Below are 21836 nucleotides of genomic sequence, written 5' to 3'. Positions count from 1 at the left end.
CAGCTATTCCTTGCGCAACGTTGACGGCGATACAACGGCTATCGCGGTCCGCCACATAGTCATGACGTTGTGGTGACAGCAAAAAGATCGCAGCCTCCGGCAGCTCCTGCACAGGATTTATGGTTTCCCCGTAGGAGTTGCCGAAGGCTACGATCTTTTGATCTTCAAGCCGCCCGCTGTCCTCCCGCGACCATCGCCGAAGCCGCCAGCATCGCCCGCAACAACACCGCACATCCCGCCGCCAGATCATCCGGCGCGGCGTTCTCGATTTCGTTGTGGCTGATGCCGCCCTCGCATGGCACGAAGATCATCCCGGCCGGGCCGAGTTCGGCGAGGAAAATCGCGTCATGTCCGGCGCCGCTGACGATGTCCATATTCGACAAGCCAAGCCCTTTTGCTGCGCTGCGCACCGCTTCCACACAGCCTTTTTCGAAGTACAGCGGCGGGAAGTCCGCGGTAGGGGTCAGTTCATAAGTCAGGCCGTGTTCTTCGCAGGTGGCGTCGATGACTTGCTTCACCTCAGCGATCATCGAGTCCAGACGCGCCGGTTGCAAATGACGGAAGTCGAGAGTCATGCGCACTTCGCCGGGGATGACGTTGCGCGAGCCCGGATAGGCTTGCAGGCAGCCGACGGTGCCGCAGGCATGCGGCTGGTGACCGAGGGCCGCGCGGTTGACCGCACCGACGATCACCGAGGCGCCGACCAGTGCATCTTTGCGCAGGTGCATCGGCGTCGGGCCGGCATGCGCCTCGACGCCGCGCAGCTTGAGGTCGAACCACTTTTGACCCAGCGCGCCGAGCACCACGCCGATGGTTTTCTGCTCGTCTTCGAGGATCGGGCCTTGTTCGATGTGAGCTTCGAAATAGGCGCCGACCTTGTGCCCGCTGACTTTACGCGGACCCGCGTAACCAATGGCGTTCAGCGCTTCGCCAACGGTGACGCCGTCGGCATCGACTTTGGCGAGGGTTTCTTCGAGGGTGAATTTCTCCGCAAACACCCCGGAGCCCATCATGCACGGAGCGAATCGTGAGCCTTCTTCGTTGGTCCAGACCACTACTTCCAGCGGTGCTTCGGTTTCCACTTTGAGGTCGTTGAGGGTGCGCAGAACTTCGACGCCGGCGAGCACGCCGAAGCAGCCGTCGAACTTGCCGCCGGTGGGTTGGGTGTCGATGTGGCTGCCGGTCATCACCGGTGGCAGATTCGGATTGCGCCCGGGGCGACGGGCGAAGATGTTGCCGACTTCATCGACCGTGACGCTGCACCCGGCGTCCTTGCACCACTGCACGAAGAGGTCGCGGGCCTGGCGGTCGAGGTCAGTGAGGGCCAGGCGACAGACCCCGCCCTTGACCGTCGCGCCGAGTTTGGCCAGTTCCATGAGCGACGCCCACAAGCGATCGCGGTTGATGTGCTGATGGGTTGATTGCAGAACGTCTACGGCTGCGTTCATGGGGATCTCCTCAGGCTGCTTTTCTTATGAGTTTCTTCAGATACATCTCTGCCGCAAGTGAGGCCATCTTCGCGAGCAAGCTCGCTCCCACATTTGGAATGCGTACTCCTGTGGGAGCGAGCTTGCTCGCGAAGAGGCCTGCATTCACACCGCAGATTTCGCTACTGACGGACTAGCACGCATCACGCACAACCCGTAATAAATAATCCCGCCCAGCGCCGAGCCGGTGAACCAGCCATAGCTGTAAAACCAGCTGAACGCATCGCTGCCCAGCGACATCACGGTCAACACCACCGGTACGCCAAACGCAACAAAACCGGCCCAGTTCCATGCCGGATAGACGTCGTCGCGGTAAAGCCCGGCGAGGTCCAGTTGCTGTTTCTTGATCAGGAAATAGTCCACCACCATGATCCCGGCGATCGGTCCGAGCAGGCTTGAATAACCGAGCAGCCAATTGGAATACACGGTTTCCAGGCTGACATCGGAAACGATCAGGCCGAGTTTTTTCAGCAGTTCATGGCCCATCAACGCCAACCCGACAACCCCGGTCAGCAACACCGCTTTGGTGCGATTGATGACCTTGGGTGCGATGTTCTGGAAGTCGTTGGTCGGTGAGACGATATTGGCGGCGGTGTTAGTCGACAGCGTGGCGATGATGATCAACGCCATCGCCACCGCCACCCACACCGGACTCTGGATATGGCCGATCAGGCTAACCGGATCAGAAACGGTCACACCGACAAGCTTCACAGACGCGGCGGTCATGATCACACCGAGGGAGGCGAACAGAAACATCGTCAGTGGCAGGCCGAAAATTTGCCCGAGGATTTGATCTTTCTGGCTCTTGGCATAACGGCTGAAGTCCGGAATGTTCAGCGACAACGTGGCCCAAAAGCCAACCATCGCCGTCAGCCCGGCGGCGAAGTAACTGACCACACTCGCGCCTTCCGGGCGTTTGGCCGGGATCGCCATCAATTCGCTCATCGACACATTAGGCATCGCCCACACCAGCAGACCGATGCCGACCGCCACCAGCAGCGGTGCCGACAACGTTTCCAGCCACTTGATCGACTCGGCGCCACGAATCACCACCCACAGGTTCAGCGCCCAGAACACCATGAAACCGATCACCTCCCCCGTGCCGCCGAGGGATTTCCAGCCCTCGAACACCGAACCGAGAAACAGGTGAATCGCCAGCCCGCCAAACATCGTCTGAATGCCGAACCAGCCACACGCCACCAGTGCGCGAATCAGGCACGGCACGTTGGAGCCGAGAATGCCGAACGACGAGCGCAGCAACACCGGAAACGGGATGCCGTACTTGGTGCCGGGGAAAGCGTTAAGTGTCAGCGGAATCAGCACGATGATGTTGGCGAACAGAATCGCCAACAGCGCTTCACCGACCGTCAGGCCAAAGTAAGCGGTGAGTACGCCGCCGAGGGTGTAGGTCGGCACGCAGATCGACATGCCGACCCACAGCGCGGTGATGTGCCATTTGTTCCAGGTTCGTTCGCGCACCTTGGTCGGTGCCATGTCGTGGTTGTAACGGGGACTGTCGAGGACGTCGCTACCGGCTTCAAGCTCGAACAAGCCGTCGCGCTCGGTCACTTGCGATCTGATCTGTTGCATGGCCGCTCCACTGTTCTTCTGATTATTTTTCTGCTCATCAGGCGGCTTGCACACACAGGTGCAGCCGGACGATGGCCGGAGGAACTGACAACTTTCGTGCACCGGCCATGGTGTCAGCGGCGGCATCAATAAACGTGCCGGGTGCCCCGCTTGCGCATCGGGCCGAGCGTTAAACGCTTTGCAACTTTCTGATATTAATCAGTTTTAATTATTCACCGGATGAGTTCGCGGAAACTTGTCTGGGTGCTCAGGCTAAACACCTGCCAAGTTGTCCGAACAGACAGGACTCAATCTGGTGCACTGCATTTATTTTCATCGTGAGCGAGCAACCGCAGCTCAACTTCAAGCGGCTGATTTCACATAGGAAATCTTGCTCATATTTCCATCCTGTCAAGTGCGTCAAAATGGTGAGCAGCCTCACCATTTTGGTGATTTGATGTTTTTATCGTTATTTTTCATACACTTAAAACAGTCATAAGCTTATAAAAAATAATCTTGATCTATTGCAAATCTGCGACTAGTTTCTATTCCTGACAGCGCTGACAGGAATACGCTCTGCAACGCTGTACATCAATAAAACATCTAGAACCGACACAAGTCGGTCAATGCCTGCGAGGAACTCGGAATGTCTCTGTTGATCCGTGGCGCCACCGTTGTTACCCATGATGAAAGTTATCGCGCCGACGTCTATTGCGCCGACGGCGTGATCAAAGCCATCGGTGAAAACCTTGATATTCCCGCCGGCGCCGAAGTACTCGACGGCAGCGGCCAATACCTGATGCCCGGCGGCATCGATCCGCACACCCACATGCAACTCCCCTTCATGGGCACTGTGGCCAGTGAGGATTTCTACAGTGGCACGGCGGCCGGTCTGGCCGGCGGCACCACATCGATCATCGACTTTGTAATTCCCAATCCGCAGCAGTCGCTGATGGAGGCGTTTCATCAGTGGCGCGGCTGGGCGGAAAAGTCCGCTTCCGACTATGGCTTCCACGTTGCGATCACCTGGTGGAGCGAACAGGTGCGTGAGGAGATGGCCGAGCTGGTCAGCCATCACGGCATCAACAGCTTCAAACACTTCATGGCTTACAAGAATGCGATCATGGCCGCCGACGACACACTGGTGGCGAGTTTCGAACGTTGCCTGGAACTCGGCGCGGTGCCGACCGTGCACGCAGAAAACGGCGAGCTGGTTTATCACTTGCAACGCAAGTTGATGGCCCAGGGCATCACCGGGCCGGAAGCGCATCCGCTGTCGCGGCCGTCGCAGGTTGAAGGTGAAGCGGCGAGCCGGGCGATTCGTATTGCCGAAACCATCGGCACGCCGCTGTATCTGGTGCACGTCTCGACCAAAGAAGCCCTCGACGAAATCACCTATGCGCGCAGCAAGGGCCAACCGGTGTATGGCGAAGTCCTCGCCGGGCATTTGCTGCTCGATGACAGCGTCTATCAACACCCGGACTGGCAGACCGCTGCCGGTTACGTGATGAGCCCGCCGTTCCGTCCGCGCGGTCATCAAGAGGCGCTGTGGCACGGACTGCAAAACGGCAATCTGCACACCACCGCGACTGACCACTGCTGCTTCTGCGCCGAGCAAAAAGCCGCCGGGCGCGATGACTTCAGCAAGATTCCCAATGGCACCGCCGGCATCGAAGATCGCATGGCGGTGCTGTGGGACGAAGGCGTCAACAGCGGGCGTTTATCGATGCAGGATTTCGTCGCCCTCACCTCCACCAACACCGCGAAGATCTTCAATCTCTATCCGCGCAAAGGTGCAATTCGCGTCGGCGCCGATGCCGATCTGGTGCTGTGGGACCCGCAAGGCACCCGCACCATTTCCGCCAAGACCCACCATCAGCAGGTGGACTTCAATATCTTCGAAGGCAAGACCGTGCGCGGCGTGCCGAGCCATACCGTCAGCCAGGGCCGGCTGGTCTGGGCCGATGGTGATTTGCGCGCCGAGCGTGGCGCCGGGCGGTATATCGAACGGCCGGCGTATCCGGCGGTTTTTGATTTGCTGAGCAAGCGGGCTGAGATGCACCGGCCCACTGCTGTGAAACGCTGAAATCCAGGCCTTCGGCCTTCGCGAGCAAGCTCGCTCCCACATTTGAAATGCATTCCCCTGTAGGAGCGAGCTTGCTCGCGAAGAGGCTAGTCCAGGCAACACAAAAACCAATGCCCATCAGAGGCAGCACCTCAAATAACCGTGAGGCCATAAACCGTGATCGAGACCCTGAACCATCTCCCCCACCCGCACGAAAGCGCGGCCGCCCTCGCCGGGCATTTCACCGATCTGGCGCCGCCGCTCAACGATCGGCAAGCGCATCTGGAAGCCTCGCGCTGCCTGTATTGCTACGACGCGCCCTGCGTGAATGCGTGCCCGAGCGAGATCGATATCCCGTCGTTCATCCGCAATATTCACCAGGACAACGTCCCCGGTGCGGCGCAGAAAATCCTCTCGGCGAACATCCTCGGTGGCAGTTGCGCCCGAGTCTGTCCAACCGAGATCCTTTGCCAGCAAGCCTGCGTGCGTAACAACGCTCACGAATGCGCACCGGTGCTGATCGGCCTGCTGCAACGCTACGCCGTCGACAATGCACACTTCAGCGAACATCCGTTCCAGCGCGCCGCCGCCACCGGCAAACGTATCGCCGTGGTCGGTGCCGGGCCGGCCGGTTTGTCCTGCGCCCACCGCAGTGCCATGCACGGCCACGACGTGGTGATTTTCGAAGCACGGGAGAAGGCTGGCGGCCTCAATGAGTACGGAATCGCCAAGTACAAACTGGTCGACGACTACGCGCAGAAGGAACTGGATTTCCTCCTGCAAATCGGCGGCATCGAAATTCGTCATGGGCAAAAACTCGGCGAGAATCTGACGCTGAGTGAACTGCATCAACAGTTCGACGCGGTGTTCCTCGGCCTCGGCCTCAGCGCCAGCAAACAACTTGGCCTGCCCCACGAAGATGCCCCAGGCTTGCTCGCTGCGACCGATTACATCCGCGAATTGCGCCAGGCCGATGACCTCACGCAACTGCCACTGGCCGAACACTGCATCGTCCTCGGCGCCGGCAACACCGCGATCGACATGGCCGTGCAAATGGCCCGCCTCGGAGCCCGCGAAGTCAATCTGGTGTATCGCCGTGGCGCCGCCGACATGGGCGCCACCGGCCATGAACAAGACATCGCCAAAGCCAATCAGGTGCGCCTGCTGACCTGGGCACAACCTGAAGAAGTCCTGCTCGACGCTCAGGGCCAGGTGCGCGGCATGCGTTTCGCCCGCACCGATCTGGTCGACGGTCGCCTGCAAACCACCGGCGAGACCTTCGAACTGGCCGCCGATGCGATCTTCAAGGCCATCGGCCAGGCGTTCGATGGCAGCACCCTCGCCGACCCGCTGGCCCGCGAACTCAAGCGTCAGGGCGAACGCATCGACGTCGATGAAAACCTGCGCACCAGCATCCCCGGCGTGTATGCCGGCGGCGACTGCACCAGCCTCGATCAGGACCTCACCGTGCAAGCCGTGCAGCACGGCAAACGCGCCGCCGAGGCGATCAATGCTCAACTGATGCTTAACGTGGAGGCTGCGTAAATGGCCGATCTGTCGATTGTCTTCGCTGGCATCAAAGCGCCGAATCCGTTCTGGCTGGCCTCTGCGCCACCCACCGACAAGGCTTACAACGTCGTCCGCGCCTTCGAAGCGGGCTGGGGTGGCGTGGTCTGGAAAACCCTCGGAGAGGATCCGGCGGCGGTCAACGTGTCGTCGCGTTACTCCGCGCATTACGGCAACAACCGTGAAGTGCTCGGCATCAACAACATCGAGCTGATCACCGACCGTTCGCTGGAAATCAACCTGCGCGAAATCACTCAGGTGAAGAAGGACTGGCCGGACCGCGCGCTGATCGTTTCGCTGATGGTGCCGTGCGTCGAGGAGTCGTGGAAACACATCCTGCCGCTGGTCGAAGCCACCGGCGCTGACGGTATCGAGCTGAATTTCGGTTGCCCGCACGGCATGCCTGAACGTGGCATGGGCGCGGCGGTCGGTCAGGTGCCGGAGTACGTCGAGCAGGTGACGCGCTGGTGCAAGACCTATTGCTCCCTGCCGGTGATCGTCAAACTGACGCCGAACATCACCGACATCCGTGTCGCTGCCCGCGCGGCCCACCGTGGTGGCGCCGATGCGGTGTCGCTGATCAATACGATCAACTCGATCACCAGCGTCGATCTCGAGCACATGGTCGCCCTGCCCACCGTCGGCAGCAAAAGCACCCACGGCGGTTATTGCGGCTCGGCGGTGAAGCCGATCGCGCTGAACATGGTCGCCGAGATTGCCCGCGATCCACAGACCCAGGGCTTGCCGATCTGTGGGATTGGCGGCATCGGCAGTTGGCGCGATGCGGCGGAATTCATGGCGCTGGGCAGCGGCGCGGTGCAGGTGTGCACGGCGGCGATGCTGCATGGCTTCCGCATTGTCGAGGAGATGAAGGATGGGCTGTCGCGGTGGATGGACAGTCAGGGTTACGCCAGCATCAACGAGTTTGCCGGGCGCGCGGTGGGCAATACCACGGACTGGAAGTACCTCGACATCAACTATCAGGTGATCGCGAAGATTGATCAGGACGCGTGCATTGGTTGCGGGCGTTGCCACATTGCTTGTGAGGACACTTCACATCAGGCGATTGGCAGTCTGAAGCAGGCGGACGGCACGCATAAATATGAAGTGATTGATGAGGAGTGTGTGGGCTGCAATCTGTGTCAGATCACTTGTCCGGTGGCGGATTGCATCGAGATGGTGCCGATGGAGACTGGCAAGCCGTTTCTCGATTGGAATCATGATCCGAGGAATCCGTATCACGTTGCGGTCTAGCCCCTCACCCTAACCCTCTCCCAAAGGGAGAGGGGACTGATTGGGGGATGTTGGCAAACTCCGCCGACCTGAACGATTTGCTTTGAATCCATAATCGATACATGCATAGGCACGAGCTGCTTTGAATCCGCAATCGACTCGGTTCTTCAGGTCGATGTAACCCGAGAGACACCTCGGTCGGCCCCCTCTCCCTCCGGGAGAGGGCTGGGGTGAGGGTCTGCTTCTAGGGCTCCAACCCGATCCCACGCAAGATCACACTCGTCACCGTCTGCACCGCCCGCTCAAACTGCATATCCGACAACGGCTGATGCTCATTCAGAATATTCACCTGATGATCAAAGTCAGCATAGTGCTGCGTCGACGCCCAGATCATGTACAGCAGACTCGACGGTTCCACCGGCAGAATCCGCTTGTCCTCGACCCACTGGCGAATCTTCGCTTCCTTCATTTTCGCCCAGTCATACAGGCTGACATCCAGCGCCTCGCCCAACGTCGGCGCGCCGTGGATGATTTCGTTGGCCCAGACTTTCGAGCCGTACGGCCGGCTGCGCGAGTGGTTCATCTTGGCGCGGATGTAGCTGCTCAACACCACGCGCGGGTCGTCGAACATCTCGAAGCACAGCGCGTCCTGTTTCCATACTTCCAGCAGGTCGAACAGCACCGCGCTGTACAACTCGCTCTTGGTGCTGAAGTAGTAATGCAGGTTGGAGCGCGGCAATTGCACTTCAGCCGCGATGTCGGCCATGGCGGTACCGCCGAAGCCTTTTTCGGCGAAGACTTTTTCCGCCGCGAGGAGAATTTTCTCGACGTTGTTGCGACGAATCTCGATCTTGTGATTGCCCATGAGGGCTCCCTGACAACAGCGTTGCCCAAGACTAGCATCCGCTCTGCTCCGCGGGCGACCGCTGCAAACAAAACTTCGTACTGGCGTGAGCGGATGGCTAAACTGACGTTTCTTCACTCCTGCCTCAGAGGTATTCGCGATGCTGTTCAAGAACGTCCTGACCACCACTGCCCTGCTCGCTTCGCTGTTCGCCGCATCTTCCGTATTCGCCCACGCGCACCTGAAAAGCCAGACCCCGGCCGCCGACAGCACCGTCGCCGCCCCGGCCGATTTGCGCCTGACCTTTTCCGAAGGTGTCGAGGCCAGTTTCACCAAAGTCACCGTGACCAAGGATGGCGCAGCAGTCGCGATCAAGCCGCTGACCACCGAAGGCGACAAGAAAACCCTGATCGTCACCCCCGCCGCTCCGCTGACCGCCGGCGAGTACAAAGTCGAATGGCACGCGGTGTCGGTCGACACGCACAAAAGCGAAGGCGCCTATCAGTTCAAGGTTGGCCAGTAACCCATGAGTGAAGCGCTGGTGCTGTGCCGCTTTGTGCATTTCATCGTGGTGTTGATGCTGTTCGGGGCCTGGCTGTTCAGGCCGTTGCTGCTCAAGGATGAAGCGCCACAAGTGGATCGGCACCTGGCGCGACTGGCGCGTTGGCTGGCGGCTGTGGCGCTGCTCAGCGGGATTGCCTGGGCGCTGTTGATTACTGCGAGCATGGCCGGCTCGGCTACAGCGGCGTTTGACCCGGACACGGTTGCGCTGGTGCTGGGCAATACGTTTTTTGGTCAGGTATGGCGCTGGCATTTGCTGATCAATGCCGCGCTGTTGGCGCTGTTGTTTACGCCTTGGCGCTCAAGCATGCCGATGCGACTGGGCTTAAGCGCATTGTTGCTCGCGACCCTGGCCCCGGTCGGACACGGCGCCATGCTCGACGGGTTGAGTGGGCAATTGCTGATTCTCAACCAGATCGTGCATCTGAACTGCGTGGCGGCGTGGCTCGGCGGACTGTTGATGCTGGTGATGATTCTGCGTCAGCCGACGGAGCCGATGCGTGAAGTTTTGCGGCGCTTCAGCGGCGTCGGTTATGCCTTGGTCGCGGGGTTGCTGATCACCGGTTTGATCAACGTACGCGTGCTCACCGGCCAGTGGTGGCCGACGCCGTTGTTCAGCGGGTTTGCGCTGATTCTGCTGATCAAGGCGCTGATCGTGCTGGGGATGCTTGGGCTAGCGCTGTTCAACCGCTTGCGGATTGATGATTGCGAACAGCGCATGGGCGCGCTCAGGCGCAGTGTGATGCTGGAGTGGTTACTCGGCATTGGCGCGGTGGCGGCCGTCTCGCTACTCGGTACCCTGCCCCCGATGATCACAGGATAAACACCGTTCAACTGTGGGAGCGAGCTTGCTCGCGAAGGCGGTGTGTCAGATAAAGAAATGCCACTGATACATCGCTTTCGCGAGCAAGCTCGCTCCCACAGGGTTATGCATTGATCAGTGGGGTTGGGTGTCGCCCGCCGCGGTGTCGATGCTGACCACCACCGACATCCCCGGCCGCAACCGTTCTTCCTCCTGCTGATCCGCATCAATGGTGATCCGCACAGGCACGCGCTGGGCGATTTTCACAAAGTTGCCAGTGGCATTATCCGCCTGCAACAGAGCAAATTCAGACCCCGTGCCCGGCGAAATATGCTGCACATGCCCGGTGAATCGGCGGTGATTCAGCGCATCGACGGTGAAGCGCACCGGTTGCCCGACGCGAACGTTGTCCATCTGGGTTTCCTTCATGTTGGCGATCACCCATTTCTGGTTCGGCACCAGCGCCATCAACTGCGCCCCGGAATTGACGTAAGCACCGAGACGCACGCCAATCTGCCCGAGCTGACCGTCACGTGGCGCGACGATACGGGTGTTCGACAAGTCGATCCGCGCCAGTTGCACAGCCGCTTCGGCGCTGGCCACTGCCGCTTCCAGCGAGCCGCGATTGACGATCACCGTTTGCAGATCCTGACGGGCAATTTCCAGATTGGCCTTGGCCTGCGCCACCGCTGCGACACTCTGCGCATTCGCCGCCAGCGCGACGTCCATCTCGCGCTTGGACACCGAACCGTCGCTAACCAATTCCTTGTTGCGGCGCAGATCCGCCTCGCTTTTACGCAATTGCGCTTCGCTGTCGGCCTGCACGGCCTGACGCAATTTGATCGTCGCCTCGGCGCTGTTGCGTTGCTGCACCACATTGGCCAACGCGGCTTTCTGCACCGCCAGTTGCGCCAGTGCCTGATCGAGCCGCTGCTGATAGATACGGTCATCCAGGCGCACCAGCAAATCCCCGGCCTTCACGTACTGGAAATCCTGCACCGGCACTTCATAGACATAACCGGCGAGCTGCGGGCCGATGATTGTCACTTGCCCACGAATCAGGGCGTTTTCGGTGGTCTCGACCGCACTGCTGAACGGCGGCAATTGCCAGGCATAGAGCACGATCAACACACCGACGATGGCAATCGCCGCGAAGCCCATTGAAGAGATGATCCGCACCCGCAGCGAGCGTGGCTCGGTGTTTGGCGATGACGGCGGCGCCACACCCTCAGGCGTGGCAGCAATGGCATTGGTGGTCGTGGTGGTCGGTTCGGTCATGAAGAAGTGGCACCGCTCGAAAGTGTGGATGGCGCAGGGGCGACGGCTTTGGTGGTGCTCATCAGCCACAGCGCACGAATGGACAGCCAGATCATGGTCAGCACCGCAATCACGGCGATCAGCATGAACACATCGTTATAGGCCAGCACGTTGGCCTCACGGGTAGCGGCGTTGGCCAGGCTGCGAATACCCGCCAGGTTACGCAGACTCGGGTCGGCCAACAGCGAGCCGTACGCCGAACCGCCGCTCTGCACGCGTGCAGCCACCAAGGGGTCAGACAGCGTCAGGTGCTCAACGATGTGACTGGAATGAAATTTTTCCCGGACAATCTGGAAGGTGCCCAGAAGTGCCGCGCCGAGCAGACCGCCGAGGTTATTGCAGATCCCGAACAGCACGGAAAAACTCACCAGATTGCGTGGATTGGTCAGCACGTTGCGAGTGCCGAAGACCATGGTCGGGCCGAGGAAAAACGTACTGCCGAAGGCCAGCAGAAACTGACTGAAGTAGAGATTTTGCGGGCGAGTCAGGTTGTTGGAAAAGCTGTCCATCACCGACCCGGTGGCCATCAGACCCAGCGAGATGATCAACGGCATCAACAGGTGTTTGGGGTCGATGGTCAGCGCACTGGTCAACAGTCCCGCGACACTGCCGATCAGCATCACCACGTAGAGGCTGTGCAACTGCTCATAGCCCATGTTCAGGTTCTGCATGAAACCGACCGCACCGGTGGACTGCTCCGAGGTGACCATGCGAATCAGGGTCACCGCCAGCGCCAGGCGGATCATCGTCCCGCTGCCGAGCCAACGGGTCATCAGCAGCGGATTGCTGCGGTTATGTTCGATCGCCAGACCGGCGAGGACCAAGGCAATCGAGGCGGCCAGCGCATAGCCGATCCAGTCCGCCTCCAGCCACCAGTCAATCCGCCCCAGCGACAACACCGCGCACAACAACGCCACACCCGTGGCGAGAATCGCGAAGGTAAGGAAGTCGAGTTTTTCGAAGGTTTTGAAGCGATCGCCTGGCGGTAATTTGAGCAGCAATACACAACCCAACGACAGTAACGCCATACCCAATTCGAACAGGTACAGACCACGCCATTCAGCGATCTGCAGCAAATCTTCGGAGAATAATCGCGCCAGCGGCAACGCCAGTTGTGACGTGCCGAGGCCGAGCACCAGCGCCTTCAGCCGCCACTTCGCCGGGAATGCCTGAACCATGTAATACAGGCCCAGCGAACTCAGCGCCGCGCCGACCATGCCGTGGGCGGCACGCACCGCCACCGCTGAATTGAGGTCGTTGACGAACAAGTGGCCGAAGGTCACCAGCGCATACAAGACCAGGAACACTTCGGTGAACGCGCGCAAACCGAACTGCTGACGAAACTTCACCAGCAACAGGTTCATCGACACGTTGGTCATCACATAGGCCGCTGGCAGCCAGGCCATTTCCGCCGTGGTCGCACCGAGCGCGCCTTGCAGATAAGGCAGGTTGGCCACCACCAGCGAGTTACCCAAGCCACCGGTCACCGCCACCAGCACGCCGACCAGCGCATAGGCCAGGCGCTTGGGGGTGGAGTGCAACGGTGTCGAGGGGGAACCGGGCAGACTGGGCTTTTCGTGGGGCTGCCAGTTGCGCGGGGCGTATTGATCCATTGAAAGGCCTTGTGCGGAGGGTGGTTAAGTTTGCCGCAAATTCATTGCTAAAACACTTTTCCCCTGTGGGAGCGAGCTTGCTCGCGAAAGCGGTGTGTCAGTCGACAACATCGGCGGATGAAAGTCGGCATTCGCGAGCAAGCTCGCTCCCACAAGGGTTCGGTGTGATGACTGGGAGTCATCGTATAACTTGCTGTTGACATTCCCGCAAAACCTAGGAAATATCCGCACCCATGTTGTACGACGACGTATGACAAATAATAAAAACAACAAACGAAACAGGGAGCGTCACAGTGAGCACACCCGTCTGCAATTCCGTCCGCCCTTCCCGCTTTTCCAGCCGTTCCACACTTGGCCTGATCGGCTGCAGCAGCCTCGCCCTCGCCCTGCCGATGAGCGCCGATGCCGAAGGTTTCCTCGAAGACAGCAAAGCCACGCTGAACCTGCGCAACGCCTACTTCAACCGCAACTTCGTCAACCCGGCCAACCCGCAGGGCAAGGCTGAGGAGTGGACGCAGAACTTCATCCTCGATGCCAAATCCGGCTTCACTCAGGGCACCGTCGGTTTCGGCCTTGATCTGCTGGGAATGTATTCGCAGAAGCTCGATGGCGGCAAAGGTACGGGCGGCACGCAACTGTTGCCGATCCACGATGACGGGCGCCCGGCGGACAATTTCGGACGGCTCGGTGTGGCACTGAAGGCCAAGGTGTCGAAGACTGAACTGAAGGTCGGCGAATGGATGCCGGTGCTGCCGATCCTGCGTTCGGATGATGGCCGCTCGCTGCCGCAGACCTTTCGCGGCGGCCAGATCACGTCCACCGAGATCAATGGCCTGACCGTCTACGGCGGCCAGTTCCGTGGCAACAGCCCGCGCAACGACGCGAGCATGGAAGACATGTCAATGAACGGCCGTGGCGCGTTCACTTCCGACCGCTTCAACTTCGGCGGCGGCGAGTACAGCTTCAACGACAAGCGCACGCAGGTTGGTGTCTGGTACGCCGAACTGAGCGACATCTACCAGCAACAGTATTTCAACCTCAGCCACAGCCAGCCGCTAGGCGACTGGACGCTGGGCGCCAACCTCGGTTTTTTCACCGGTAAAGAAGACGGCAGCGCCCAGGCCGGCGACCTCGACAACAAGACCGCGTTCGCCCTGCTTTCGGCCAAATACGGTGGCAACACCTTCTACGTCGGCCTGCAAAAACTCAGCGGCGACGACGCCTGGATGCGTGTCAACGGCACCAGCGGCGGCACCTTGGCCAACGACAGTTACAACGCCAGCTACGACAACGCCAAAGAGCGCTCCTGGCAGCTGCGCCATGACTACAACTTCGTCGCCCTCGGCGTGCCCGGTCTGACCCTGATGAACCGCTACATCAGCGGCGACAACGTGCACACCGCCGCCACCAATGACGGCAAGGAATGGGGCCGCGAGTCGGAACTGGCCTACACCGTGCAGAGCGGCCCGCTGAAAAACCTCAACGTGAAATGGCGCAACGCGACGATACGCCGGGACTTCAGCACCAACGAGTTTGACGAGAACCGGATCTTTATCAGTTATCCGATTTCGTTGTTGTAAAGCCAGTCGTCACACCGAGTTTCCCTGTGGGAGCGAGCCTGCTCGCGAAGGCGGCGTGTCCGTCGATACAAGAGTTGCCTGGACCGGCCTCATCGCTGGCAAGCCAGCTCCCACAGGATTTTGTGGTGAATGCAGTAATTGAAAACAACGCTGATACCTGTGGGAGCTGGCTTGCCAGCGGTGGCGGCGGCAGATTCACCATCGATGTTAATTGACACACCGCTTTCGCGAGCAGGCTCGCTCCCACATGGGATTGCATTGCAAATACAGAACTGTGGTGATTGAAAAGAGGCTAGGCCTTCCGTCATCTACACCAAAAGTCGCGTTGACAAGTTCCGGAAACCCTACCGATACTTCAGCGCAGTCATACGACAACCTACAACAAACCTAATAACAATCGTGTAAGGGATTGCCATGACATCTACCTCCACTCCCCGCGCCCCGCTCAACCGTCTGCTGCTGACCGGCGCTGCCGGTGGCCTGGGCAAAGTCCTGCGCGAACGGATGCGCCCTTATGCCAATGTCCTGCGTCTGTCGGACATCGCCGCCCTCGCCCCCGCCGTCGATGATCGGGAAGAAATTGTCGTCTGCGATCTGGCCGACAAACACGCCGTGCACCAACTGGTCGAAGGCGTCGATGCGATCCTGCATTTCGGTGGCGTCTCTGTTGAGCGGCCGTTCGAAGAAATCCTCGGTGCCAACATCTGCGGCGTCTTCCATATCTACGAAGCCGCGCGCCGCCACGGCGTGAAGCGGGTGATCTTCGCCAGCTCCAACCACGTCATCGGCTTCTACAAACAGGACGAGGCGCTCGACGCCAGCTCCGCGCGCCGCCCCGATGGCTATTACGCATTGTCGAAGTCCTACGGCGAAGACATGGCCAGTTTCTACTTCGATCGCTACGGCATCGAGACCGTCAGCATCCGCATCGGCTCCTCGTTCCCCGAACCGCAAAACCGTCGAATGATGCACACCTGGCTGAGCTTCGACGACCTCACCCAATTGCTCGAACGCGCGCTGTACACACCCAACGTCGGCCACACCGTGGTCTACGGCATGTCCGCCAACAAGGACGTCTGGTGGGACAACAAATTCGCCAGCCACCTCGGCTTCGAGGCGAAGGACAGCTCCGAAGTGTTCCGCGAAAAAGTCGAGGCGCAGCCAATGCCGGCGGCCGATGACCCGGCGCGAATCTATCAGGGCGGCGCGTTTGTCGCGGCCGGTCCGTTTGGCGACTGATCACTCTGACAACGACACAAGGGATTGAGTATGCAAGCCGAATTGATCGTCGATGCGCGCAACGCCGTGGGCGAAAGCCCGGTCTGGGTAGCTGAGGAAAACGCACTGTACTGGGTCGACATTCCCAACGGCGGCCTGCAACGCTGGAGCGCTGACACCGGCCACGTACATGCCTGGAAAGCCCCGGAGATGCTCGCCTGCATCGCCCGTCACAGCCGTGGCGGCTGGGTGGCCGGAATGGAAAGCGGCTTCTTTCATCTGCACCCGCACAGCGACGGCAGCCTCGACAGTGAGCAGCTCGCCAGCGTTGCACACAACCGCGAAGACATGCGCCTCAACGATGGCCGCTGCGACCGTCAGGGCCGCTTCTGGGCCGGCAGCATGGTGTTGAACATGGGCCTGAATGCGCCCGAGGGCCGGCTCTATCGTTACGGCGCCGGGCAGTCCGGCGTGATCGAAGCGCAGCTCGACGGTTTCATCGTGCCCAACGGCCTCGGTTTCAGCCCTGACGGCAGGACGATGTATTTGTCCGATTCGCACCCCGACGTGCAGTTGATCTGGGCGTTCGATTACGACACCGAAACTGGCACACCGTCGAATCGCCGCGTCTTCGTCGACATGAACCACTTCCCCGGTCGCCCCGATGGCGCCGCCGTGGATGCCGAAGGTTTCTACTGGATCTGCGCCAACGACGCCGGACTGATTCACCGCTTTGCCCCGGACGGCCGACTCGACTTCTCGCTGGCCGTCCCGGTGAAAAAACCGACCATGTGCGCCTTCGGCGGTAGCGCCATGGACACCTTGTTCGTCGCCTCGATTCGTCCGGGCGACGACCACGATCCGCAATCCCTGGCCGGCGGCGTGTTCGCCCTGAAGCCAGGCGTCAAAGGCCTTCCGGAACCCTTGTACAACGATTTGCTTTAAACCCTCTGCTGCACCGTTGCGCCTTGAACACAACAATAACAAGACTGGAGACACCCCCATGGACTTCAAACGCACCTTGCTCGCCGCTGCACTTCCGCTGATGTTCACCTTTGCCGGTGCCGCTCAGGCGCTGGAACTCAAATTCGCTGACATTCACCCCGCCGGTTACCCGACTGTCGTAGCCGAAGAAAGCATGGGCAAGACCCTGACCAAGGAAACCAACGGCGAGCTGACTTTCAAGTACTTCCCGGGCGGTGTACTCGGTTCGGAAAAGGAAGTCATCGAGCAGATGCAGGTCGGCGCGGTGCAGCTGTCGCGCGTCAGCCTGGGGATCGTCGGCCCGGTGGTGCCGGACGTGAACGTGTTCAACATGCCGTTCATCTTCCGCGACCAGCAACACATGCGTAACGTCATCGACGGCCCGGTAGGCGACGAAATCCTCGGCAAAATCACCAACTCCGAATTCGGCCTGGTGGCCCTGGCCTGGATGGATGGCGGCACGCGCAACATCTACACCAAGAAACCGGTGCGCAAGCTCGAAGACCTCAAGGGCATGAAAATCCGCGTGCAAGGCAACCCGATGTTCATCGACATGATGAACGCCATGGGCGGTAACGGTATCGCCATGGACACCGGCGAGATCTTCAGTGCCCTGCAGACCGGCGTGATCGACGGCGCGGAAAACAACCCGCCAACCCTGCTCGAACACAACCACTTCCAGAACGCCAAATTCTACAGCCTGACCGGTCACCTGATCCTGCCAGAGCCGATCGTGATGTCGAAAATCACCTGGGAAAAACTCACGCCGGATCAACAGGCGCAGGTCAAGACAGCCGCCAAGGCTGCCCAGGCCGAAGAACGCGTGTTGTGGGACAAGAAGTCCGCTGCCAGCGAAGAAAAACTCAAGGCTGCCGGCGTCGAGTTCATCACCGTTGACAAGAAACCCTTCTACGACGCCACCGCCTCGGTTCGTGAGAAATACGGCGCGCCGTATGCCGATCTGATCAAAAAGATCGAAGCCGTTCAGTAACGCCTCCCGCTCCGTCCCCATGAACAAGGCCCGGTGCGCCCGATGACTGCGGCGCACCCGGTTACGGTGGAACCCGATGAAGAATCTGCTGCTGCGTATCAACGACAAGATCTACATGACGTGCATCTGGGTCGCCGGCCTTTCCGTCCTGGCGATTTCCCTGATGATTCCCTGGGGCGTGTTCGCCCGCTACGTGCTGGGCACCGGTTCGAGTTGGCCCGAGCCCACGGCGATCCTGCTGATGATGGTGTTTACCTTCATCGGCGCTGCCGCCAGTTACCGCGCCGGGGCGCACATGGCCGTGGCCATGCTCACCGACCGCATGCCGCCGCAGCTGAGAACCGCGGCGGCGGTTTTTTCCCAACTGCTCATGGCGGCGATCTGCATCTTCATGACGATCTGGGGCGCCAAACTGTGCATGTCCACCTGGAACCAGTTCATGGCGGCCCTGCCCGATCTGCGCGTGGGCGTGACCTATCTGCCGATTCCGCTGGGCGGCTTTCTGACGCTGATTTTTGTTCTGGAAAAACTCTTGCTCGGTGACCAGAGCAAACGTCGAGTCGTGCAGTTCGACCTGGTTGAAGAAAGTGAAGGTGCCGCTTAATGGACGCTCTGATACTGCTGGGCAGTTTTATCGTATTGATCCTGGTCGGCATGCCGGTCGCCTACGCGCTGGGCGCCGCCGCGCTGATCGGTGCGTGGTGGATAGACATCCCGTTCCAGGCGGTGATGATTCAGGTCGCCTCGGGGGTGAACAAATTCTCGTTGCTGGCCATCCCATTTTTTGTGCTGGCCGGCGCGATCATGGCCGAGGGCGGCATGTCCCGCCGGTTGGTGGCGTGTGCCGGGGTGCTGGTGGGGTTTGTGCGCGGCGGTCTGTCGCTGGTCAACATCGTCGCTTCGACCTTTTTCGGCGCGATCTCCGGTTCGTCGGTGGCCGACACCGCGTCGGTGGGTTCGGTGCTGATTCCGGAAATGGAGCGCAAGGGCTATCCACGGGATTTCTCCACCGCCGTGACCGTCAGCGGCTCAGTGCAAGCCTTGCTCACTCCGCCAAGCCATAACTCGGTGCTCTACTCCCTGGCCGCCGGTGGTACGGTTTCGATTGCCTCGCTGTTCATGGCCGGCATCGTCCCCGGACTGATGATGAGCGCCTGCCTGATGGTGCTGTGCCTGATCTTCGCGAAAAAACGCAACTACCCCAAGGGTGAAGTGATCCCGATGCGCCAGGCGTTGAAAATCGTCGGCGAAGCCCTATGGGGCATGATGGCGATGGTGATCATCCTCGGCGGCATCCTGTCCGGTATCTTCACCGCGACCGAATCGGCGGCCATCGCCGTGCTGTGGTCGTTCTTCGTCACCATGTTCATCTACCGCGACTACAAGTGGAGCGAACTGCCGAAACTGATGCACCGCACCGTGCGGACGATTTCGATCGTGATGATCCTGATCGGTTTCGCTGCGAGCTTCGGCTACATCATGACCCTGATGCAGATCCCGGCAAAGATCACCACGCTGTTCCTGACCCTGTCGGACAACCGCTACGTGATCCTGATGTGCATCAACGTCATGCTGCTGTTGCTCGGCACGGTGATGGACATGGCGCCGCTGATCCTGATCCTGACGCCGATCCTGATGCCGGTGATTCTCGGTATCGGTGTGGATCCGGTGCAGTTCGGCATGATCATGCTGGTCAACCTCGGGATCGGGCTGATAACGCCGCCGGTGGGCGCAGTGTTGTTTGTCGGTTCGGCGGTGGGCAAGGTCAGTATCGAGAGCACTGTGAAAGCGCTGCTGCCGTTTTATGCGGTGCTGTTTCTGGTGTTGCTTCTGGTGACCTACGTGCCGGCGATTTCGCTGTGGTTGCCGCATCTGGTGTTGTAAGCGGTTAATGGATCGCAGCCCTCACGGGCTGCGATTTTTTGCTTTAAGCCCGCAACAACATATACCCCGCCACCACCAGACAGACACTGGCAAACCCCACCTGCAACGCCCGCGCCGGCACCCGCGCGCAGAGCTTACGGCCGATGATCATCCCGACAATGCTGGCGACGATGAACACCGCGCCCTGCCCGTCAATCCGCACACCGGCGTGAAACGCGCCGATCACCCCGATCGCCGAGATCAGACTGATCACCATCAACGAGGTGGCGACAATCCCGCGCATCTGCACATCGGTCAGTTGCTTGAATGCCGGCACGATCAAGAAGCCGCCACCGACACCGAGCAACCCGGACACCACGCCGGTAATTGCGCCTAACGCCGCCAACGTCGCGGTGCATTTGGCGGTCCAGTCGAAGCGTCCGGTTTGTTCATTGAGCATGCAATTCTTTTGGCCCCAACTGGCGTGACCGTGATCGCTCGGCCCCTCCTGCTGACGCTCGCGGCGCAGCATGCGCCAGGCCACCATGACCATCAGCAGACTGAACAGAACCATCAGGATTTTCTCCGACAACTGATGCGCGAAGTAAATGCCCAACGGCGAAAACACCGCCCCCAAAGCGGCAATCAACAACGCCGCGCGATAGCGCACCAGGCCATGACGCAAACCGTCGATAGCCCCGACCGCCGCCGCACTGCCCACCGCAAACAACGCCACCGGCGCTGCCTGGGTCATCGTCCAACCGAGGCCGAGGACCAGCGCCGGAACAGCGAGAATCCCGCCGCCGGCCCCGGTCAAACCGAGCACCAACCCCATCACCACGCCAAACAGACTTGCCAGCAACATAGGGTTTTCTCAGTCGACCTTGGACAGGCTTGTCAGCCACTCGCGACCCTTGAGCATGCCGTTCCAGTAGAACCACGGCAGCAGCGTCGCCTTGAGAAACCATGCCGAACGCCGCGCCACCGTCGGGTCCAGTGGAAAGGTCGGCAGCAACTTGCCGGCGTATCCGAACTCGGCAAGGATCACCTTGCCCTTCTCCACCGTCAGCGGGCAGGAACCATAGCCGTCGTACTTCAGCGGCAGCGGTTGTTGCTTGCGCGCGGCCAACAGGTTTTCCGCGACCACCACCACTTGTTTGCGCACTGCTGCGGCGGTTTTCGCGTTACTGGTGCCGCAGATATCGCCGAGTGCAAACACCTCGGGATAACGCGGATGTTGCAGGCTGTGCGGATTGACTTCGCACCAGCCGGCGGCGTCGGCCAGAGGACTTTGGGCGATGAAATCCGGCGAAACTTGCGGCGGCACGACGTGAAGCAGATCGAAGGTTTTCGCCACACGGGTGACGTTACCGTCGGCGTCCTTGATTTCGAACCAGGCGGTTTTCGCCGGGCCGTCGACCTTGACCAGATTGGAGTTGAACGCCAGCTGCGCATTGTACTTTTCGATGTACTTCATCAAAGGTGGCACGAACGTCGCCACGCCGAACAGCGCGGCGCCGGCCAGATTGAATTCGACATTGATGTTGTTCAGTACGGTGGTTTTGCGCCAGTGATCGCAGGACAGATACAACGCTTTTTGCGGTGCGCCAGCGCATTTGATCGGCATCGCCGGTTGAGTGAACAGCGCCTTGCCGCCGCGCAGTTTCTGCACCTGATCCCAGGTGTACTGCGCGTGCTGGTAGCTGTAATTGGAGGTGACGCCGTGCTGGCCGAGGCTTTCCTGCAAGCCTTCGATCTTCTCCCAGGCCAGACGCAGGCCGGGGCAGACGATCAGGTTTTGATAGCTGACCGTACGTTGATCGTTGAGGGTGAGTTGCCGCTGGTCCGGGTCGATCGCGGTGACCGCCGCTTGCAGCCAGTTCGCTTGCTTGGGCATGACCTTGTTCATCGGCCGGGCCGTGTCTTTCACGTCAAAGGCGCCACCGCCGACCAGCGTCCATGCCGGTTGGTAGTAATGCTGGGCACTCGGTTCGATTACGGTAATTTTCAGCGCCGGATCACGCTTGAGCAGACTGGCGACAAAACCGATACCGGCCGTACCACCACCGATAACCACGATGTCTGCACTGATGGATGGGCCCCAGTGTTGATCGTTCATTGCTTGTTCCTTTTGCTGCACGCA

Annotated in this window: 18 protein-coding genes; 11 read left to right on the top strand and 7 right to left on the bottom strand. The window is 60.1% G+C overall.

The features are described 5' to 3' along the window. Positions 1-164: 164 nt before the first annotated feature. Complete coding sequence (locus tag GTU76_RS25455) at positions 165-1448, bottom strand: Zn-dependent hydrolase (RefSeq protein ID WP_180699892.1); 1284 nt, start codon at positions 1446-1448, stop codon at positions 165-167. Between the two features lie 144 nt (positions 1449-1592). Further along, the gene (locus tag GTU76_RS25450; protein WP_180699891.1) at positions 1593-3077 is read right to left on the bottom strand and encodes an NCS1 family nucleobase:cation symporter-1; all 1485 of its coding nucleotides are present in this window, start codon (positions 3075-3077) and stop codon (positions 1593-1595) included. Between the two features lie 625 nt (positions 3078-3702). Between GTU76_RS25450 and hydA the strand changes: the two genes are divergently transcribed. The 3 genes from hydA (at position 3703) to preA (ending at position 7941) form a co-directional block, all read left to right on the top strand. Next, entirely contained in the window at positions 3703-5142 is a 1440-nt protein-coding gene (gene hydA, locus GTU76_RS25445; protein WP_180699890.1) for a dihydropyrimidinase, read from the top strand. 156 nt (positions 5143-5298) lie between these two features. Next, positions 5299-6666 carry an FAD-dependent oxidoreductase gene (locus GTU76_RS25440; protein ID WP_180699889.1) on the top strand — a complete coding sequence of 456 codons (1368 nt, stop codon included), beginning with the start codon at positions 5299-5301 and terminating at the stop codon, positions 6664-6666. After that, complete coding sequence (preA, locus tag GTU76_RS25435) at positions 6667-7941, top strand: NAD-dependent dihydropyrimidine dehydrogenase subunit PreA (RefSeq protein WP_180699888.1); 1275 nt, start codon at positions 6667-6669, stop codon at positions 7939-7941. Positions 7942-8164: 223 nt separating this feature from the next. Here preA and GTU76_RS25430 read toward each other — a convergent pair whose 3' ends face one another. Continuing rightward, positions 8165-8785 (bottom strand): TetR/AcrR family transcriptional regulator, encoded by a 621-nt coding sequence (locus tag GTU76_RS25430; protein ID WP_007919317.1) that lies wholly within the window; start codon positions 8783-8785, stop codon positions 8165-8167. 139 nt (positions 8786-8924) lie between these two features. Here GTU76_RS25430 and copC point away from each other — a divergent pair, with 139 nt between their 5' ends. Further along, on the top strand, positions 8925-9287 hold the full coding sequence (gene copC / locus GTU76_RS25425) for a copper homeostasis periplasmic binding protein CopC (RefSeq protein WP_180699887.1): 363 nt from the start codon (positions 8925-8927) through the stop codon (positions 9285-9287). 3 nt (positions 9288-9290) lie between these two features. Then, positions 9291-10148, top strand: a complete 858-nt coding sequence (gene copD / locus GTU76_RS25420; protein WP_180699886.1) for a copper homeostasis membrane protein CopD — start codon at positions 9291-9293, stop codon at positions 10146-10148. Positions 10149-10262: 114 nt separating this feature from the next. Here the strand turns inward: copD and GTU76_RS25415 are convergent, their stop codons facing one another. Then, positions 10263-11405 carry an HlyD family secretion protein gene (locus GTU76_RS25415; RefSeq protein WP_016985297.1) on the bottom strand — a complete coding sequence of 381 codons (1143 nt, stop codon included), beginning with the start codon at positions 11403-11405 and terminating at the stop codon, positions 10263-10265. Next, positions 11402-13057, bottom strand: coding sequence for an MFS transporter (locus tag GTU76_RS25410; protein WP_180699885.1), 1656 nt, complete (start codon positions 13055-13057; stop codon positions 11402-11404). Before GTU76_RS25410 ends, GTU76_RS25415 begins: the two co-directional genes overlap by 4 nt. Positions 13058-13449: 392 nt before the next feature. Between GTU76_RS25410 and GTU76_RS25405 the strand changes: the two genes are divergently transcribed. From GTU76_RS25405 to GTU76_RS25380, 6 genes are all read left to right on the top strand, one after another. Beyond that, on the top strand, positions 13450-14637 hold the full coding sequence (locus tag GTU76_RS25405; RefSeq protein WP_425503670.1) for an OprD family porin: 1188 nt from the start codon (positions 13450-13452) through the stop codon (positions 14635-14637). Between the two features lie 414 nt (positions 14638-15051). Next, complete coding sequence (locus tag GTU76_RS25400; RefSeq protein ID WP_180699883.1) at positions 15052-15876, top strand: NAD-dependent epimerase/dehydratase family protein; 825 nt, start codon at positions 15052-15054, stop codon at positions 15874-15876. A gap of 30 nt (positions 15877-15906) precedes the next feature. Then, positions 15907-16800 (top strand): SMP-30/gluconolactonase/LRE family protein, encoded by an 894-nt coding sequence (locus GTU76_RS25395; RefSeq protein ID WP_016986823.1) that lies wholly within the window; start codon positions 15907-15909, stop codon positions 16798-16800. A gap of 58 nt (positions 16801-16858) precedes the next feature. After that, positions 16859-17830 carry a TRAP transporter substrate-binding protein gene (locus GTU76_RS25390; RefSeq protein ID WP_180699882.1) on the top strand — a complete coding sequence of 324 codons (972 nt, stop codon included), beginning with the start codon at positions 16859-16861 and terminating at the stop codon, positions 17828-17830. Between the two features lie 76 nt (positions 17831-17906). Then, positions 17907-18434 carry a TRAP transporter small permease gene (locus GTU76_RS25385; RefSeq protein WP_180699881.1) on the top strand — a complete coding sequence of 176 codons (528 nt, stop codon included), beginning with the start codon at positions 17907-17909 and terminating at the stop codon, positions 18432-18434. Next, the gene (locus GTU76_RS25380; RefSeq protein ID WP_180699880.1) at positions 18434-19714 is read left to right on the top strand and encodes a TRAP transporter large permease; all 1281 of its coding nucleotides are present in this window, start codon (positions 18434-18436) and stop codon (positions 19712-19714) included. Before GTU76_RS25385 ends, GTU76_RS25380 begins: the two co-directional genes overlap by 1 nt. 43 nt (positions 19715-19757) lie before the next feature. Here GTU76_RS25380 and GTU76_RS25375 read toward each other — a convergent pair whose 3' ends face one another. After that, positions 19758-20558: a sulfite exporter TauE/SafE family protein gene (locus tag GTU76_RS25375; protein ID WP_180699879.1), complete on the bottom strand. Its 801-nt coding sequence runs from the start codon at positions 20556-20558 to the stop codon at positions 19758-19760. 9 nt (positions 20559-20567) lie between these two features. Beyond that, a complete protein-coding gene (locus GTU76_RS25370) occupies positions 20568-21812 on the bottom strand; it encodes an NAD(P)/FAD-dependent oxidoreductase (protein ID WP_180699878.1) in 1245 nt (414 codons plus the stop codon). Positions 21813-21836 lie beyond the last annotated feature (24 nt).

Origin of the sequence: Pseudomonas crudilactis (assembly GCF_013433315.1) — a bacterium.
GTDB lineage: Bacteria > Pseudomonadota > Gammaproteobacteria > Pseudomonadales > Pseudomonadaceae > Aquipseudomonas > Aquipseudomonas crudilactis.
The sequence above is the reverse complement of the archived record's forward strand: the minus strand, read 5'-3'. Positions and strand labels throughout refer to the sequence as shown.